The organism is Streptomyces sp. NPDC053432, from assembly GCF_055585365.1.
In genome coordinates this window covers 368,161-385,689 of sequence record NZ_JBVJKF010000001.1, presented here as the reverse complement: position 1 = coordinate 385,689, position 17,529 = coordinate 368,161, and the positions used below count along the sequence as shown (strand labels likewise).

Sequence of the window (17,529 nt, the reverse complement as noted above, 5' to 3'; positions counted from 1 at the left end):
CGGCCGGTCAGGAGTGACGGGTCGGCTCAGTGGTGTGCGTCGACGTCGTCCGTCTCCCAGGAGAGCCGCTCCGTGACCCCGACGACGCCGTCGACCGTACGGCACAGCCGTTCCACGACGGGAATGAGGCTCTTGAAGCGCACCACACCGTGGAGCGTCACCTGGCCGTTCTCGACGCTGACGGAGACGGCCGAGGGGTCCAGGCGGAGGGTCCGGTCGAGGACGTCGCCGGTGATCTCGTGGCGGATGGTGTCGTCGTCGCGGAGGAAGATCCGCAGCAGGTCGCCGCGGGTGACGATGCCCACGAGGACGTCGGCGTCGTCGACGACGAGCAGTCGCTTCACCCGCTGGCTCTCCATGAGCCGGGCGGCCTCCGCCACCGTCCAGTCGGCCCGGGCGCACACGGCCGGCGCCGACATCAGCTGCTCCGCCGTCGTACCGGCGGCCTTGTCGCTCTCCCACGGTTCGGGGCGCGGCAGCGAGTGGAACCAGCCTCCCTGGTCGGCGGACTTCGGCAGGAGGTCGCCCTCGGAAATCACGCCGATCGGACGGCCGGCGGCGTCGGTCACCGCCACCGCGGAGACCTTGTGCTCGCCGAGCGTGCGCACGATGTCCTTGAACGCCGCGTGCCCGGGGACCGTGACGACCTCGTGGGTCATCAGCTCGCCCACTTCCCTGTGCCTCACCGTGATTCTCCTTCCCTTCGTTGCCTGGTTCCGGCGATCCGGAAGCGAGCAGGGGGGCCGCCGACCGAGGCCCACGGGTCCGCGAAACCACCATCCGCCGGATCGGGTGTCGGGGGAGGGACGAACGGGCCCGTGCGGGGGCCTGACGGTCCCGGTGTGTGGGCCAGTAGCGGCGCGGAGCGTCACCCTGCGTGACCGGTCAGCTCTTGGCAGATGACGTGTTGTCGTCGTGCCCCTGCTCGTGGGCCTGCGCGGCGATCACCGCCGCCTGCACCCGGCGTTCGACTCCCAGCTTGCCCAGAAGCCGGGAGATGTGGTTCTTGACGGTCTTCTCGGACAGGTAGAGCTGTTTGGCGATCTGGCGGTTGGTGAGACCGCCCCCGATCAGTTCCAGGATCGCTCGCTCCCGTTCGGAGAGCGTGGTCAGCCGGGTGTCCTCGGGCAGCCGGGCCGAATCGGGATCGCGCAGCGAGTGCATCAGACGGGCGGTGGTCGCGGGGTCGAGCATCGACTGGCCGGTGGCGACGGTACGAACCGCGGACACCAGGTCGGAGCCCTTGATCTGCTTGAGCACGTACCCGGCCGCCCCTGCCATGATCGCGTCCAGCAGGGCGTCCTCGTCGTCGAACGACGTCAGCATCAGGCACGCCAGGTCCGGCATCCGGGAGCGCAGCTCCCGGCAGACGGCGATGCCGTCGCCGTCGGGCAGGCGCACGTCGAGGACCGCGACGTCCGGGCGCAGCGCGGGCCCGCGTGCCAGGGCCTGGTCCGCGGTGCCCGCCTCGCCGACGACGGTGATGTCCGCCTCCGCTTCGAGGAGGTCCCTCAGCCCCCTGCGGACCACCTCGTGGTCGTCGAGCAGGAACACCTTGATCGGGACCTCGGGGGAGCCATCTGGTACGTCGGACATGTTCGCCGCCTCATCCGGACCGCGCTGCGCCTGCTTCCACCCGAATTGTCGCAGCACCGGACCGATACGTGCTTGCGAGACACCCCTCGGGGGCAGCAGCCGTCGTCACGACGGAAGCGCCGCGGCCGCCTACGCGGTGGCCGAGACCGCACCGTCGAGTTCCATCCGTACGTCCACGACCCCCTCGACGGCGCTGACGGCGCGCGCGAGCAGCGGTACGAGGGCCCGGTCGTGCAGCTGTCCTCGGAGGGTGACGACCCCGTCCTGCACCGCGAAGTCCAGGGGGAAGCCCGGTGCGAGCTCGGCCAGTACGGCCCGGCGGATCTCCTCCTCCAGTTCCTCGTCGGGGCGCAGGAAGACCTTCAGCAGGTCACTGCGGCTCACGACGCCTTCCAGCATGCCGACCCCGTTGACCACAGGAAGGCGCTTGACGTGCTTCCGGGCCATGATGCGGGCCGCTTCGGCGATCCCGGCATCCGGGTGGACCGTGATGGCCGGGCTCGTCATCAGCTCCTCGGCGAGCACGCCTCCGGCCTTGGAGGCTTCCTCCAGCTGGTCCGGCAGGCGGGGCTGCTCGCGGCGGAACTCTTCCTTCGGCAGGAGGTCGGCCTCGGAGACGACCCCCACGACCCGGCCCTCGCCTTCCAGGACGGGGACCGCACTCACCTTCCACTCGTGCATCAGTTCCACGATCTCCTTGTACGAAGCCTCACGGCCTATGGCGATGGCCGTGTGCGTCATGACGTCACTGACGGTGTAGCGCGATGCGGGCATGACCGACTCCTTCAGCCGTTGTCCGGGCAGTGTCTCCGCCGCTCCTGACCGTGCGGTCCGGTCGAACCCTTCCATTCGAGCACTCCGGCTCGCGCCGTCCCAGGGCCTGTGGGGCCAGGGGGGAGGTCCGATCGGCCCTTCGCGACGCGGATCCCCGGGGGCGTACCGTCCGGCCGCCATGCGTGACGCCGTCGCGGGATCGACGGGCGACCGGTCAGCGCTCGCGTCGCCGGACCACGGGACGGACAATCGGAGACACGGACCGGTGGGGACACGAACGTGATCGAAGCCGTTCGCGGCAGCAGCGGGACGGGCTCGCGATGCGGGCCGCAGGCCGCTCCCCCCGCGGAAAACCTGTCCAGTTCCCTCGAGTGCGAGGAGGAGGCCGTGACGACCGCACGAGAGATCATGCACAAAGGCGCGTCCTGCGTGCAGGAAGACGAGACGCTCATGGACGCGGCGCGCCGGATGAGTGAACTGGGAGTGGGATCCCTCCCGATCTGCGGACCGGACGACCGGCTCCACGGGATCATCACCGATCGCGACATCGTCGTGAAGTGTCTGGCGAAGGGCAAGGATCCCCACCACATGACGGCGGGGATGCTCGCCCAGGGCAAGCCGTTCACGGTCGCGGCAGACGCGGACACCGGGCAGGTCCTGCAGATCATGCAGGAACACCGCGTCCGACGACTGCCCGTCATCGAAGACCACCGGCTGGTCGGCATGATCAGCGAAGCCGACCTGGCCCGGCACCTCACGGAAGAACAGGTCGGTCACTTCGTCGAGACCATCTGCGCCGCCTCCTGACCGCCGGCGTGAGAGAGGCCGCACGGCAGTCCGCCAGTACGGCTGGGTCCGCGCTGACCGGATGCGGGGCACGGACCGAACTCAGGGCCGCCGGCCGCGTCCAGGCGAACACGAACGCGCCCTGCACGCCGAGACCGTTCTCGCCCGCTGACGGGCCCGACCGGCCCGCGAGATGCACGACGCAGCATTTCGGCGTCACCGTCACCAACGCCGCCCCCACCCGCCCGTCCTTTCGCCCTGCCCAGTGCCCGGCACGGCCTCATCGGCCTGAGGGAACGCGCCGAACTGCTGCACGGCACCCTGACCGCCGGGCCCACCCCACAGGGCGGATACAGGATCGAACTACGAGCCCCCACCCGGCCCGCCTGAACACGGCCCGCCCGCCCCTGACCAAGGGCTTCACGATCCGGGCCCGGTGATGGTCTCCTCGTCGGTCAGGCGGGCCCGCCAGCCGCTGACGTGCTCGTCCGGCATGGACGCCAGACGGGCTATCTCCGCGTCGCTCCGCCCGTCGGACCAGGCCAGGATCCGTGTCACGGTGCGGTTCCGCGCGGCGCGGAAGTCCTTGAGCATGTTCTCGAGGCGTTCGACTTCGTCGGCTTCGCGGACGAGCTGCAGGTCGACGGCGGAGCGTTCCTCGGCGCGCAGCCGCCGCAGGTAGGCGTCCAGGCCCGTCAGGACCAGCCCCTCCTCGTGCGCGGCGTTCTGGAACCCCTCGGCCAGGGCCGCCAGTACGCAGTCGGACACGTCGGCGAGCGTGGCACCGAGCGGCTTGGCCGCCTCCCAGGTGCCCCTGCCCGCCTCTGTCATCTCCAGCCAGACGCGCGCGTCGGTCGGCGTACGGTCGCCGCACGCCCGGGCCCGGTAGGAGTACAGGGCGGCACGGTGGCCGTAGAAGGTGAAACCGTCTTCGATCCGGCGGTCGCCGGCGCGGCACATCCGCCCCGGTACACCGCCGTAGCCGGTGTCAGGTCGGTAGTCGGCGTAGGCGTCGAGTTCCGCGTCCGTGGCCACCGCCCACGAGGGGTCGCACAGGTCGGGGTTCATGGCGAGGAACGCGCCGACCTCTACGCGCCAGGCCGGGGTCGGTGTGGTCCGCAGCACGGGCGGGACGAGCCTTCCGGAGGGGTCGAAGGTGCGGGTCGCGGCCTCTGCGATGTCGTCCCAGGCGGTGGCGGCCTCAGCCGACCACTCCAGTTCGCCGTCCGGTCCGACCCGGTGGATCGAGTCCACGAGCCGCTGCACACCGGGCAGTATCCGCAGTGCGAGTTCGTGCAGCTCTTCGGCGGTGAAGAAGCGCCAGGAGCAGCCGCGCAGTTCGTCATGGGTCAGGTGGTCCAGCAGATGCACCACGACTCCGGGGGCCGGGACGGCGCCGTCGCCGAGCACCTGGCGGGGAGGGCCGGGGAGCCGGCCGGCGAGTTCCTCGGCCGGGGCCCGCCAGTCGGTGTCGCCGAACCAGACGGCGCCGTCGCCCGCGTCCACTGCCAGCCACTGGCGGTAGCCCGCTCCCGGGCCGTAGCGCTGTTCCTGCTGCTCGGCGTGCTCGTCGTGCCATACGTACTCGGCCGGAGGCGGGTCCAGTTCCACGGCCATGAAGGCGTCGTCGGGGCGGTAGCCGGGGAGGACGCGGGCCGTTCTCGGCGTGCTGTCGGCGGCGGTCATGAGGGGGTTTCCTCTCCGTGGAGGGTCAATCGCCGCAAACGTAGTGCGCACGCCACAAGATAGTTCAACTTTCAGCCATTGTGACCGGAGGCCGATCCTGCCGGGGATCCTGACGCGGCGGTGAGGTCTACGCGCGTCCGACCGGCACCAAGGTTGGCCGTATTGCGCATGGCCCCCACGATCCGGGGAAGCGCGCGGGGCGGCGTGCCGAGGGGAGCGGCGGAGCCGTGCGCCGCTCGGAGTGTCGATGGCCCAGGTGGCGCACGCTCCGGCCGGCTTCTGCCGCTTCCGCGGCGAACGCCGCAGGGGGCCCTTGTCGCCGGACGGAAGGTGCGCATGGTGCGAAGTCCGCCGGGCCGGGCTTTCCCGACACGGATCTCTTGACACCTTCTGGCGCAGGCCTCAGGATCACAGCGTGAACCTGTCAGACAGCCAGACAGGTGGTACGGGGCCGCGGCGCGTCAGCGCCATGGAAGCGGTCTTCGGCCACCTGCGCAGCGCCATCGAGCGCGGTGAGTACGCAGTGGGCGACAAACTTCCCTCCGAAGCGGAGCTGTGCCGGACCCTGGAGGTCAGCCGGCCCGTGCTGCGGGAAGCCCTCAGGGCCCTGCAGGCCATGGGCCTGACCGTCTCCAAGAGCGGCAAGGGCACGTTCGTCCTGGCCAACGCGGTCGAGGACCCCACGTTCGGCGACTACGCCGCCAGCGACCTGCTGGAGGTGCGCCGGCACGTCGAGATCCCGGTCGCGGGGTACGCCGCGCTGCGCCGTACCCCGGAGGACCTGGACCACCTGAGCCATCTGCTGGAGCGGATGGAGCAGGAGACCGACACCACCGCGTGGGTGGCGATGGACACCGTCTTCCACCTGGCTGTTGCCGAGGCCTCTCGCAACCCCGTCTTCCGCCGCGTCATCGAGGAGATCCGCGACGCACTGGCGCGTCAGTCGGCCTTCCTCAACGAACTGGGCGGCCGGCGCGAGCAGTCCAACTGCGAGCACCGGGCGATCCTCGAGGCGCTGGCGGACGGCAGCGAGCACGACGCGGTGGAGGCCATGTCCCACCACCTCCTGAGGGTCGAGACGACCCTCACCGACATCGTGCGCCCCCAGCGCACGGCCCCACCTACGGAAGGCAGACCCGAGGCGTGAGCGAGCAGTTCCTCAAAGACGAGAAGCGCCCCACGACCCGTCACGTAGACGCCGGGGACACCGGCTACAGCAAGTCCTTGAAACCGCGGCACGTCAACATGATCGCCATCGGAGGTGCGATAGGCACCGGGCTCTTCCTCGGCGCGGGCGGACGCCTCGCCGAGGCCGGGCCCTCGCTGTTCGTCGCCTACGCCGTCTGCGGGATCTTCGCGTTCCTCGTGGTGCGGGCGCTCGGCGAACTCGTCCTGTACCGGCCGTCCTCCGGCGCCTTCGTCTCCTACGCCCGGGAGTTCCTCGGGGAGAAGGGTGCCTACACCGCGGGCTGGATGTACTTCCTCAACTGGGCGACCACCGGCATCGCCGACATCACCGCCGTCGCCACCTACACCCATTACTGGCACCTGTTCTCCGACATCCCGCAGTGGGTGATCGCCCTCATAGCCCTGGCCGTGGTCCTGACCGTGAACCTCATCTCGGTGCGGATCTTCGGCGAACTGGAGTTCTGGTTCGCCATCGTCAAGGTCAGTGCCCTGGTCGTCTTCATGGGGATCGCGATCTTCCTCCTCGCGACCCGGCACCCCGTTGACGGCGCCGTCCCCGGGCCGGCCCTCATCACCGGCCACGGCGGGATCTTCCCCAACGGCCTGCTCCCCATGCTGCTGATCATCCAGGGCGTCGTCTTCGCCTACGCCTCCGTCGAGCTGGTCGGCGTCACGGCCGGTGAGACCGAGAACCCCGAGGCGATCATGCCCAAGGCGATCAACTCGATCATGTGGCGCGTGGGCCTCTTCTACGTCGGCTCGGTCGTCCTGCTCTCGATGCTGATGCCCTGGAACAGCTACAGCGCGGGCCAGAGCCCGTTCGTGACCGTGCTCTCCAACATCGGCGTCCCGGCGGCCGGCGACGTGATGAACCTGGTCGTCCTCACAGCCGCCATGTCCTCGCTCAACTCCGGCCTCTACTCCACCGGCCGCATCCTGCGCTCGATGGCCGTCAACGGCTCCGCCCCCCGTTTCACCGCACGCCTCAGCAGCACCCAGGTCCCCTACGGCGGCATCCTCCTCACCAGCGGCATGTGCGTCCTGGGCGTCGGGCTCAACTTCGTGGTCCCCGCGGACGCGTTCGAGATCGTCCTCAACCTCGCCGCGATCGGCATCCTCGCCACCTGGGGCATGATCATGGTTTGCCACCTGCTCTTCTGGCGCAAGACCCGTGACGGCGAACTGACCCGCCCCGCCTACCGCCTGCCCGGCTCTCCCTGGACCGAACTCGTGACGCTGGCCTTCCTCGCCTCCGTCCTGGTCCTCATGTACGCCGACGGAGGGGCCGCGCGCACCACGGTGCTCTGCGTGCCGCTGATCGCCGCGGTGCTGGTCGCCGGCTGGTACGCGGTCCGCGACCGCGTGGCGCAGGCCGCCGCCACGAACGACGGCTGAGCCGGAGGCCGACCCGCCCGCCGAGCAGGGCGGGTCCGCCGCCTGCCACCGGCCCGAAGCAACCCACCACCGAACGAGGCAGTGATGCGCAGTCCTCTCCTCGCGGACGCCCCCGCTATCCGCGAACCCCGGCACGCCCCGGTCGCCCACGTCACCCGGGGCGGCATGGTCGAGGGAATCCACTACGGCTCCGTCGTCGTCCTCGACGGCGACGGCGGTGTCCGGTGGGGCATCGGCGACATCGAGGCCGCCTGCTACCCGCGCTCAGCGCTCAAGCCCGTCCAGGCCGTCGCCATGGTGCGGGCCGGGCTGCCCCTCGACGGCGCCCTCCTCTCCCTCGCGATGGGCAGCCACTCCGGAGAGGAGCGCCACCTCACCGGCACCCGGCGGATCCTCGAACTGGCCGGCGTCACCGAGGACGACCTGCGCAACGCTCCCGACCTGCCGTACGCCCCATGGGTACGGGACACCTGGGTCCGGGAGGGCCGCGGGCCTTCCCGGCTCGCCCAGAACTGCTCCGGCAAGCACGCGGCGATGCTCTACGTGTGCAAGCTGTCCGGCTGGCCCCTGGAGACCTACCTCGACCCGGCCCACCCGCTCCAGCGTGCGATCTCCGAGACCGTGGAGGAACTCACCGGACAGCGCATCGCCAACGTCACCGTCGACGGCTGCGGATCCCCGCTGTTCGCGGTGTCCCTGCAGGGCCTCGCCCGCGCCGCCGCCAGGATCGCCACGGCCGCCGCGGACACCGCCGAACGCCGGGTCGCGGACGCGCTGCGCGGCCACCCGGAGATGGCCTCGGGCACCGGGCGGGACACCGCCGAACTGATGCGCGCGGTGCCCGGGCTGCTGGCCAAGGACGGCTTCGAGGGCGTCCAGGTGGCCGCACTGCCCGACGGCCGCGCGATCGCAGTGAAGATCGCCGACGGGGCGGACCGGGCGCGCATCCCGGTGGCCGCCGCCGCCCTCGCCCGCGCCGGGGTCGACCCGCGGCTGCTCGCCGGGTTCGCGGGCGAGCCGATGACGGGCGGCGGCCGGCCAGTCGGCCGCATCCGGCCGGTGGCGGCGCCGGACCCGGGCTCCGTGCCCGTCCCCACCTGACCCGACCGGCTCCAGACCCCTGACCCCACCACTCCAAAAGAGGACCGCACGCCCATGACCGCCGCCACCCGCAGCGAACACGACCTGCTCGGAGACCGCGAGGTACCCGCCGACGCCTACTGGGGCGTCCACACCCTGCGCGCCACCGAGAACTTCCCCATCACGGGCACACCCATCTCCGCCTACCCGCACCTGATCGACGCCCTCGCCGCCGTCAAGGAGGCCGCCGCCCTCGCCAACGAGGAACTCGGCCTGCTGGAGCCCGCGAAGGCCGCCGCGATCGTCACCGCCTGCCAGGAGATCCGCGGCGGCAAGCTGCACGACCAGTTCGTCGTCGACGTCATCCAGGGCGGCGCCGGCACCTCGACCAACATGAACGCCAACGAGGTCGTCGCCAACCGGGCGCTGGAGCTGCTGGGCCACGCCAGGGGCGAGTACCGCCACCTGCACCCCAACGAGGACGTCAACCTCGGTCAGTCCACCAACGACGTCTACCCCACCGCCGTCCGGATCGCGACCGTCTTTGCGGTGTACGGCCTGCTCGACGCCATGGCCGTCCTCCAGGAGGCCTTCGCCCACAAGGCCGTCGAGTTCCACGACGTCCTGAAGATGGGCCGCACCCAGCTGCAGGACGCCGTGCCGATGACGCTCGGGCAGGAGTTCTCCGCCTTCGCGGTCATGCTCGACGAGGACCGCAGCCGGCTCGCGGAGGCCCTGGAGCTGATCCACGAGATCAACCTCGGCGCGACCGCGATCGGCACGGGCCTCAACGCCCCCGCAGGGTACGCCGAAGCGGCCCGCCGCCACCTCGCCGACGTCACCGGACTGCCGCTGGTCACCGCGGCCAACCTGGTCGAAGCCACCCAGGACTGCGGTGCGTTCGTCCAGATGTCCGGCGTGCTCAAGCGCATCGCCGTCAAGCTGTCCAAGACCTGCAACGACCTGCGCCTGCTGTCCTCCGGACCGCGCGCGGGCTTCGGCGAGATCAACCTGCCGCCCGTGCAGGCGGGTTCGAGCATCATGCCCGGCAAGGTCAACCCGGTGATCCCCGAGGTCGTCAACCAGGTCGCCTTCGAGGTGATCGGCAACGACGTCACCATCACCATGGCCGCCGAGGCGGGGCAGCTCCAGCTCAATGCCTTCGAGCCGGTCATCCTGCACTCGCTGTCGGAGTCCGTCACGCACCTGCGCGCGGCCTGCCTCACCCTCGCGGAGCGCTGCGTGGCCGGCATCACCGCCAACACCGAGATGCTGCGCGCGACCGTCGAGAACTCCATCGGCCTGGTGACCGCCCTGAACCCGCACATCGGGTACACGGCCGCCACCGACATCGCCAAGGAGGCCCTCGCCAGTGGCCGGGGCGTGGCCGAGCTCGTCCTGGAGAAGGGCCTGCTCCCGGCCGAGACGCTGGCCGCGCTGCTGCGGCCCGAGGTGATCGCGGGAACCGGCGCGGCCGGGGCCTGACGCGGCGGCCGCCGCCGGCCCTCGGTTCCCGCCGTGGCTAACGGTGGTGCGGAGGGTGGGGCGGCGGTGGCGGGATGGTGGCCGTGCCCGGCGCCGTCTCCGGCCAGACCAGCAGCACCGGGCACGGGGCGTGGTCGACGACGAAACGGCTGCTGGGGCCGAGACTGCGCGGTCCGAGGTGGGTGCGGTCGCCGTCGCGGGCGAGGACGAGCAGGTCAGCGCCTTCGGCGGCGGCCACGACCTCGCGTTCGACCCGGCCCGAGCGTTCCTGCCGGGTGCACGGGCGTCCCAGCCTCTCGGCCGCACCGGCCAGGAGTCGTTCGCCCGCCGCGGCGGCCAGGTGTTCCACCCGTGTGCCGGGGTCGCGGTCGGGACGTGCACGGCCCAGCAGCCCGGCGTAGGCGCCGTGCGCGGCGCCCGGCGCCTCGGGGCCGGCCACGTGCAGCAGCACCACGTCGGCGCCCTGCGGCGCGTGGGTGCGCGCGGCGTCGACGCAAGCGGGCCAGGTGCCCTCGACGATCCAGACGATGACGGTCACCGTGTTCAGCCTCCGATCGTGTGGAGTGACACCCACAGTGCCACCACCGAGAGCAGCAGGGCGGCCGGCGTGGCCAGCAGGCCGAGCCGGGTGAACTCTCCCAGTTCCACGTCGGTGCCGTGTTCGCGCACGACACGCCGCCACAGCAGCGTGGCCAGGGACCCGGCGTAGGTGAGGTTCGGGCCGATGTTCACGCCGAGGAGCACGGCCAGGACCGCGCCCGGGCCGGTCGGGGCGGTCAGCGGCAGCAGCACCAGGACCGCGGGCAGGTTGTTGATGACGTTCGCCAGTACGGCCGCCAGTGCAGCGACGGCGAGGAGGGACGCCAGGCCGGAGCCGGCCGGGATCACGTGACCCAGTGCGTCCGCGAGGCCGTTGTCCACCACCGCCCGGACCACGACGCCCAGTGCCAGCACGAAGACGCAGAACGGCAGGGCCGCCGCCCGCACGATCGCCACGGGGGTGGTGCGCCGGCGGGCCAGGGCGCGGACCGCCAGTACGGCCGCACCCGCGGCCGCTGCCCAAGCCGGGTCGATGCCCAGCACGGAGGCCAGCAGGAAGCCCACCAGGGTGCCGGCCACCGTGAGCAGGGCGAACAGCGGAAGTTCGGGCGGCTCGGCGGCGGGCGGGGCCTCGGCGCCCGCGTCCAGGTCGGTGGCGAAGAAGCGCCGGATCACCACGTACTCGGCCCCGATGGCGGCCAGCCAGGGCAGCGCCATCAACGCGGCGAACCGGGTGAAGGTCAGGCCACTGGCGGCGAAGGCCAGCAGGTTGGTCAGGTTGGACACCGGCAGCAGCAGCGAGGCCGTGTTCGACAGGTGGGTGCAGGCGTACACGTGCGGCTTGGCACGGGCGCCCAGCCGGGCAGCGGTGGCGAAGACCACCGGAGTCAGCAGCACCACCGTGGCGTCGAGGCTGAGGACGGCGGTGATGAGGGAGGCCATCACGAAGACGAGGACCAGCAGGCGGCGGGGCCGGCCCTCCGCCCGGCGCGCCATCCAGGCGCCGCAGGCGTGGAAGAGACCCTCGTCGTCGCACAACTGGGCCAGGACCAGGACGGCCGCGAGGAAGCCGATCACCGGGGCCAGCCTGGCGGTCTCGGCCGCGGCGTGGTCGAGGGAGATCGCTCCCGTGGCGATGACCACTCCGGCGGCGGGAACCGCCACGACCGCCTCGGGCCAGCCCCAGGGCCGGATCACCGCGCAGGCCAGGACGGTGAGGAGCAGGACGACGGACAGTGCTTCTGCGAGGGAGGAGTTCAGGGTCGGAGCCTTTCGGGAGCGGTCCCGGCACGGAGGGACGAGTTCGTTGTACAGCTTCACGCACTCCCGCACGCGTACCGTCGCCACCGTGGCCGGCGCGGACACCGCCCCGTCGGAGCCGCAGTCCGTGCTGCGGACCGGCCTCGCCACCGAGCGGCACGGCGCGTCCGGCGGCCCGCGCCGTCCCTCCACGGGCGGGGCCGCTGCCGAGGATGACCTCGGCGGCGTCGCCCTACGGGCACGGCCTCATCGTGCCGGGGTGAAGCCGCCCCACACCGAGAGGGCGCCGCGCGGACCGGTGGTGTCGACGCGGTAGCCGTCGTGTCCGGTCTCGCGCTCGCCGGCGGCGTGGTTGTACTGGCCGGCGAAGACGTGCTGTCCGGCCGGGACCGTACGGCCCGGCTTGAGGATCCAGCGGTAGACCACGGCTCCGCCTTCCTGCTGCACGGTGACGGTGAAGTCGTCGGCGGGCAGCGTCCGCCAGCTGCCGGTGCTCTGCACCGCCCCCGTCTGCGCGATGCGCAGTTCCACGGTGAGCGCGGTGAGCGGCTGGGTGGTCCTGAGGGTGACGTTGCTCTGCGCCCAGTACGTGTTGCTGCCAGGGTCCAAGGAGCCGGCCGACCACAGAGGCCCGTCCTGGGCGTGCGCGCCGCCGGGCCGGGCCGGGCCCGTGCCCCCTGAGGCCTGCGGGCCGGGGCTCGCCGAGGACGAGCGGTCCGGCACGGTCGGGCCGCCGCCGCCGGTGGTGGTGGGCGCCGGCGGCGTCGCGTCGGGCGTCGGGGACGCGGACGGCGTCGATGGCGCGGATGGCGCAGCGGGGGTGGCCGGGACGTCCGGCCGGGCCGGCGGGGACTGGAAGACCGCGGCGACGGCGAAACCACCGCCCGCCAGAATTCCGGCCACGGCGAGGGAGGCGAGCGCCACCCTGGGCCAGGGCCTCGCGCCGGACGGCTCGTGGTGGCGGTCGGCGGCGCCGGACACGCCGCGTTCCACCCGTGCCAGGATCCGCGCGCGGTCCGGCCGGTGGGCCTCGGCGGCTGTGCGCAGCCGCCCGGTGAGCTCCTCGTTCAACGGCTCCTCCTCCCCGCCAACAGTTCCCCGGCTGCTGCCGTGGTGCCCAGCATCCGTTCCAGTTCGGCCATCCCCTTCGAGGTCTGGCTCTTCACCGTACCGACCGATATGCCGAGCGCCAGAGCGGTGTCCTTCTCCGAGAGGTCGAAGGCGTGCCGCAGGACCACGCACGTCCGCTTGCGGAACGGCAGCCTGGCGAGAGCCGTACGTACGTCCACCACGGCGGCCACGTCCGGGCCGCCCGACGGCTCCGCACCGCGGGACCAGAACAGGGCGATCCGGCGGCGCTCGCGGACCGCGCTGCGGATCCGTGACCGTGCCAGGTTGGCGACCACGCCACGCGCGTAGGCGAGCGGGTGCTCGGCCCGGCGCATCCGGTCCCAGCGCTGCCACAGCGCGACCAGGGCGTCCGCGGCCAGATCGTCGGCACCGTCCGTCTCGCCCGTCAGGAGATGGGCGAACCGGGCGAGTTCGGCGTAGTGGCGTTCGAAGAAGTCGTGGAACTCCGCGGACGCGTCATCGAGGACCATGTCCGTCGGTCGCCCCCTTCGAAAATGTGTGCGTTAACATCCGGTCGGCAGCGTACCAGCGCCCGGTCGATCCACGGCGCCCCGGGCGCCGCACCCCGGGTCCGCCCACCCCGGCCGCGATGCGGTTCAGTGCGGGGCGAACTGGACCCGGGTCGGTTGTGCGACGTCCGGCAGCAGCCTGGTCCCGTCGACCGTCAGCTGCTCCCCGTAGATGTCGGTGATCCTCATCGCGTTGCCGCACCCGCTGCCGTCGGCGGAGAGGAAGTAGTTGTAGTCGGTACGGGGCAGTCTCCGCCAGCCCTGGGCGGTGCGTACCTCCAGCCGTGCGACCGGATTCCGGTGGCCGATCACCTGGACGCCGCACCAGTTGGAGCTGGACCCGGTCTTGTACCGGATGGAGAGCGTGCCGGACGTGCGGGGGCTCAGCAGGCTCCAGGTGATCGGGACACGGCCGAGCTCGGGATCGGCCAGCTTCGCGAAGGCCTGTTCGCTGAGGTCCAGTTGACCGGGTGCGCAGGGGAGTGGGCATTCGTTGGTGATCCGGACCGTGATGGAGGCGCCGCTCGCGGCACGTACGCGTACGTACGCGCCGCACGCCCGGGACGACTCGTAGTCGGTGGTGTTCATCGCCGCGATCATGAGGTCGTCACTCGGGCCGAACAGACAGGCGCCGTTGCCGTCGCCGGCAGCGTATGCGGTGGCGACGCCCTTGTACGTGGTCCCCGGCTGGATGCGTCCTGCCGGCGGTGCCGGGGTGGACGCCGCCGGTGGGGTCTCCTTCGCCGAAGGCCGCGGCGTCGCCGCGGTGGTGGCCCCGACGGCCGCCGTCGGGATCGCCGCGCCGGGCGTGCCGCCCGCCGGGGGCGCGGGGCTCGCCGGGGCCGAGGGCGTGCCTTCCGCCAGGGTGGCGGCAGGGGCCGCCACGCCGGCCCGGCCCCGGGCCCCGGCCTCGGGGCCGGGCACCATGGCCGTCACCAGGCAGAAGAGGGCGCCCGCGGCGGTCAGCATCACCGCCGTTCCCCTCATCAGCCTGTGTCTACGCCTGCGCTGCCGCGCCGCCTGCCGTGCAGTCTGCATGTCCGTCCGTCCGAAGATCCGAGTCGAGGTGCACTGCCCGGTCGCCGCAGGACGCGAAAAGGTTGCCGCCGGATCCGCCGCCGAGCGGCCCACCGCTCGGCAGCGGCCCGCGTACCCCGTGCCATGTACCGTCGTGCCGTGTACCGTCAGGTCGGCGTCTCGTCGGCGTGCGGGCGGAGCCGCAGGGGGGCGGGGTCAGGCTCCGGCCTTGCGCTTGTTGTAGACGTCGAAGCCGACGGCCGCCAGCAGTACCAGGCCCTTGATCACCTGCTGGTAGTCGGTACCCACACCGACCAGCGACATGCCGTTGTTCAGTACGCCCAGCACCAGACCGCCGGTGAGCGCACCGAGGACGGTACCCACACCGCCGCTCGCGGAGGCGCCGCCGATGAACGCGGCGGCGATCGCCTCCAGCTCGAAGTTGATGCCGGCCTGCGGCGTACCGGCGTTGAGCCGCGCGGCGAAGACCAGCCCGGCCAGGGCCGCCAGGACGCCCATGTTCACGAAGGCGAGGAAGACGACCCGCTTGCTCTTCACCCCGGACAGCCTCGCCGCCGCCTCGTTGCCGCCGATGGCGTAGGTGTGCCGGCCGAGGACCGAGTTGCGCATCACGTATCCGAAGCCGACCAGCAGGACGCCGAGGATCAGCAGGACGATCGGCGCCCCGTGGTAGCTGGCCAGCAGCAGCGTGAAGGTCACCACGGCCGCGGTGATCGCCCCGAGCTTCACCAGGAACAGCCCGGCCGGGAGCGGTTCCAGCCCGTACGAGGCGGCCCGCCGCCGTCCGCGCACCTCCTGCAGGACCGCTACGGCCAGCACCGACAGGCCCAGCAACAGGGTCAGGTTGTGGTAATCGGTGTGCGGACCGACCGCGGGGAGGAAACCGCTGCTGATGTTCTGGAAGCCCTTGGGGAACGGCGCCACCGACTGCCCCTGCAGGAGGATCTGGGTCCCACCACGGAACAGCAGCATGCCGGCCAGCGTGACGATGAACGAGGGGATCCCGAGGTAGGCGATCCAGAACCCCTGCCAGGCACCGGCGAGGGCCCCGATCAGCAGCGCGACCACCAGAGCCAGGGGCCACGGCATCTCGTGCTCGACCATCATCACCGCCGCGGCCGCCCCGACGAAGGCGGCGAGCGACCCGACCGACAGGTCGATGTGCCCGGCGATGATGACGATCATCATGCCGATGGCCAGGATGAGGATGTAGCCGTTCTGCTGGATCAGATTGGTGATGTTGAGCGGCTGGAGCAGGATGCCGTCCGTCCAGAACTGGAACAGCAGCACGATCAGCGCCAGCGCGACCAGCATCCCGTACTGGCGCAGGTTGCCGCGCAGCGCCCGGGCCAGCACGGCACCGGCCGACGATCGTCGGCCGGTCTGGGGGGCATTGGGCGCGGTCTTCGGGGTGGTCTCGATCTGGGCCATGCCTCACACCTGCTTGTCGGGGTATGCCGCGCTCATGGTCATGAGCCGCATGAGGGATTCCTGGGTGGCCTCGGCACGCGGCACCTCACCGGTGATCCGGCCTTCGGCCATGGTGTAGATCCGGTCGCACAGGCCCAGGAGTTCGGGGAGCTCGGAGGAGATGACGAGTACCGCCTTGCCCTGGGCCGCGAGTTCGGCGATGACGGTGTAGATCTCCGCCTTGGCGCCGATGTCGATGCCCCGGGTGGGTTCGTCGAGGATCAGCACCTCCGGATCGGCGAAGATCCACTTGCTGAGGACGACCTTCTGCTGGTTGCCGCCGCTGAGCTTGCCGGTCTCCGCGAACACCGAGGGGGCCTTGATGTTCATCGTCCGGCGGAACGTTTCGGCGATCCGCGCCTCCTCGTGCCGGTCGACCCAGCCCCGCCGCGCCACCTTGCCCAGGGCGCTCAGCGAGATGTTCCGGCTGATGTCGTCGCCCAGGTTGAGGCCGAGCTGCTTGCGGTCCTCGGTCACGTACGCGATGCCGTGCCCGATCGCCTCCGGCACCGTCCGGGTGCGGATCTCCCGGCCGTACAGCCGCACCCGGCCGCCGGTCCACCGTCCGTACGAGCGGCCGAAGACGCTCATGGCCAGCTCGGTCCGGCCGGCGCCCATGAGGCCGGCGACGCCGACGATCTCGCCGCGACGGACGTTCAGCGAGGCACCGTCGACCACCTTGCGCCGGTGGTCGATGGGGTGTTGGACGCTCCAGTCGTCGATCTCGAAGGCGACCTCGCCGATCTGCGGGGCGCGCTCGGGGTAGCGGTGTTCCAGGTCGCGGCCGACCATGCCACGGATGATCCGCTCCTCGGAGATGCCGTCGGAGCCGATCGCGATGGTCTCGATGGTCCGCCCGTCGCGCAGGATGGTGACGGCGTCGGCGACCCGGGCGATCTCGTTCAGCTTGTGCGAGATGAGGATGCAGGAGATGCCCTGGGCCTTGAGTTCGAGGATCAGGTCGAGCAGCTTGCGGCTGTCCTCGTCGTTCAGGGCGGCCGTCGGCTCGTCCAGGATGAGCAGCTTGACCTTCTTGGCGAGCGCCTTGGCGATCTCGACCAACTGCTGTTTGCCCACGCCGAGGTCGGCGATCCTGGTGTGCGGGCTCTCGTCGAGTCCGACCTGCCGGATCAGCGCGGCGGCGTGCGTCAGCGTCCGGTGCCAGCTGATGACGCCCCGGGTGGCGTGCTCGTTGCCGAGGAAGATGTTCTCGGCGATGGACAGATAGGGGACCAGCGCGAGTTCCTGGTGGATGATGACGATGCCGCGCTGCTCGCTGGCCCGGATGTCCCGGAACCGGCAGGGTTCGCCCTCGAAGCGGATCTCGCCTTCGTAGCTGCCGTGCGGGTGGACTCCGCTGAGTACCTTCATCAGGGTGGACTTGCCGGCTCCGTTCTCACCGCAGACGGCGTGCACCTCTCCCGTGCCGACCGTCAGGTTGACCTCGGAGAGCGCCTTGACACCGGGAAACGTCTTGCTGATCGACCGCATCTCGAGAACGGGTCGGGCCATGGTTGTGCTTCCGTATCGTCGGGGCGGTGCGGTGCCGGGCGGTCTCCCGGGCGCCGCACCGCCGGTTGGGCGTCACCGG

At 71.5% G+C, this 17,529-nt stretch carries 16 protein-coding genes and 1 pseudogene; 6 read left to right on the top strand and 11 right to left on the bottom strand.

Translation table 11 applies throughout. From position 1 onward, the window contains the following. Positions 1-26: 26 nt before the first annotated feature. The 3 genes from ACZ6Y1_RS01715 to ACZ6Y1_RS01705 form a co-directional block, all read right to left on the bottom strand. Positions 27-686, bottom strand: coding sequence for a CBS domain-containing protein (locus ACZ6Y1_RS01715; RefSeq protein WP_469620900.1), 660 nt, complete (start codon positions 684-686; stop codon positions 27-29). A gap of 199 nt (positions 687-885) precedes the next feature. After that, positions 886-1,596: a response regulator gene (locus ACZ6Y1_RS01710; RefSeq protein WP_469620897.1), complete on the bottom strand. Its 711-nt coding sequence runs from the start codon at positions 1,594-1,596 to the stop codon at positions 886-888. Positions 1,597-1,725: 129 nt separating this feature from the next. Further along, positions 1,726-2,370, bottom strand: coding sequence for a CBS domain-containing protein (locus tag ACZ6Y1_RS01705; RefSeq protein ID WP_469620894.1), 645 nt, complete (start codon positions 2,368-2,370; stop codon positions 1,726-1,728). Positions 2,371-2,757: 387 nt separating this feature from the next. On the opposite strand from ACZ6Y1_RS01705, the gene ACZ6Y1_RS01700 reads away from it, so the two are divergent. After that, positions 2,758-3,177 carry a CBS domain-containing protein gene (locus ACZ6Y1_RS01700; protein ID WP_469620892.1) on the top strand — a complete coding sequence of 140 codons (420 nt, stop codon included), beginning with the start codon at positions 2,758-2,760 and terminating at the stop codon, positions 3,175-3,177. A 185-nt stretch (positions 3,178-3,362) separates the two neighbouring features. Then, positions 3,363-3,546, top strand: a pseudogene (locus ACZ6Y1_RS01695) (ATP-binding protein); the annotation flags it as partial. Positions 3,547-3,576: 30 nt separating this feature from the next. Here ACZ6Y1_RS01695 and ACZ6Y1_RS01690 read toward each other — a convergent pair. Continuing rightward, positions 3,577-4,842 (bottom strand): hypothetical protein, encoded by a 1,266-nt coding sequence (locus tag ACZ6Y1_RS01690; protein WP_469620889.1) that lies wholly within the window; start codon positions 4,840-4,842, stop codon positions 3,577-3,579. Positions 4,843-5,311: 469 nt separating this feature from the next. Here ACZ6Y1_RS01690 and ACZ6Y1_RS01685 point away from each other — a divergent pair, with 469 nt between their 5' ends. The 4 genes from ACZ6Y1_RS01685 (at position 5,312) to aspA (ending at position 9,990) form a co-directional block, all read left to right on the top strand. Continuing rightward, entirely contained in the window at positions 5,312-5,989 is a 678-nt protein-coding gene (locus ACZ6Y1_RS01685; protein ID WP_469621720.1) for a FadR/GntR family transcriptional regulator, read from the top strand. Continuing rightward, positions 5,986-7,425 carry an amino acid permease gene (locus tag ACZ6Y1_RS01680; RefSeq protein ID WP_469620886.1) on the top strand — a complete coding sequence of 480 codons (1,440 nt, stop codon included), beginning with the start codon at positions 5,986-5,988 and terminating at the stop codon, positions 7,423-7,425. The genes ACZ6Y1_RS01685 and ACZ6Y1_RS01680 overlap by 4 nt, the downstream gene beginning before the upstream one ends. An 84-nt stretch (positions 7,426-7,509) precedes the next feature. Then, positions 7,510-8,526 (top strand): asparaginase, encoded by a 1,017-nt coding sequence (locus ACZ6Y1_RS01675; protein ID WP_469620883.1) that lies wholly within the window; start codon positions 7,510-7,512, stop codon positions 8,524-8,526. A gap of 54 nt (positions 8,527-8,580) precedes the next feature. Further along, a complete protein-coding gene (aspA, locus tag ACZ6Y1_RS01670) occupies positions 8,581-9,990 on the top strand; it encodes an aspartate ammonia-lyase (protein ID WP_469620880.1) in 1,410 nt (469 codons plus the stop codon). Between the two features lie 37 nt (positions 9,991-10,027). On the opposite strand, the gene ACZ6Y1_RS01665 is transcribed toward aspA, so the two are convergent. From ACZ6Y1_RS01665 to mmsA, 7 genes are all read right to left on the bottom strand, one after another. Further along, entirely contained in the window at positions 10,028-10,528 is a 501-nt protein-coding gene (locus ACZ6Y1_RS01665) for a universal stress protein (RefSeq protein ID WP_469620875.1), read from the bottom strand. 5 nt (positions 10,529-10,533) lie between these two features. Beyond that, positions 10,534-11,790 carry an SLC13 family permease gene (locus tag ACZ6Y1_RS01660; protein WP_469621717.1) on the bottom strand — a complete coding sequence of 419 codons (1,257 nt, stop codon included), beginning with the start codon at positions 11,788-11,790 and terminating at the stop codon, positions 10,534-10,536. A gap of 246 nt (positions 11,791-12,036) precedes the next feature. Further along, positions 12,037-12,861: a hypothetical protein gene (locus ACZ6Y1_RS01655; RefSeq protein ID WP_469620872.1), complete on the bottom strand. Its 825-nt coding sequence runs from the start codon at positions 12,859-12,861 to the stop codon at positions 12,037-12,039. After that, positions 12,858-13,391: a SigE family RNA polymerase sigma factor gene (locus tag ACZ6Y1_RS01650; protein WP_469620869.1), complete on the bottom strand. Its 534-nt coding sequence runs from the start codon at positions 13,389-13,391 to the stop codon at positions 12,858-12,860. The genes ACZ6Y1_RS01655 and ACZ6Y1_RS01650 overlap by 4 nt, the downstream gene beginning before the upstream one ends. 126 nt (positions 13,392-13,517) lie before the next feature. Then, positions 13,518-14,417, bottom strand: coding sequence for an expansin EXLX1 family cellulose-binding protein (locus ACZ6Y1_RS01645; RefSeq protein ID WP_469620866.1), 900 nt, complete (start codon positions 14,415-14,417; stop codon positions 13,518-13,520). A 246-nt stretch (positions 14,418-14,663) separates the two neighbouring features. Then, positions 14,664-15,899 (bottom strand): multiple monosaccharide ABC transporter permease, encoded by a 1,236-nt coding sequence (gene mmsB / locus ACZ6Y1_RS01640; protein WP_469620863.1) that lies wholly within the window; start codon positions 15,897-15,899, stop codon positions 14,664-14,666. Between the two features lie 3 nt (positions 15,900-15,902). Then, complete coding sequence (mmsA, locus tag ACZ6Y1_RS01635; RefSeq protein WP_469620860.1) at positions 15,903-17,450, bottom strand: multiple monosaccharide ABC transporter ATP-binding protein; 1,548 nt, start codon at positions 17,448-17,450, stop codon at positions 15,903-15,905. Positions 17,451-17,529 lie beyond the last annotated feature (79 nt).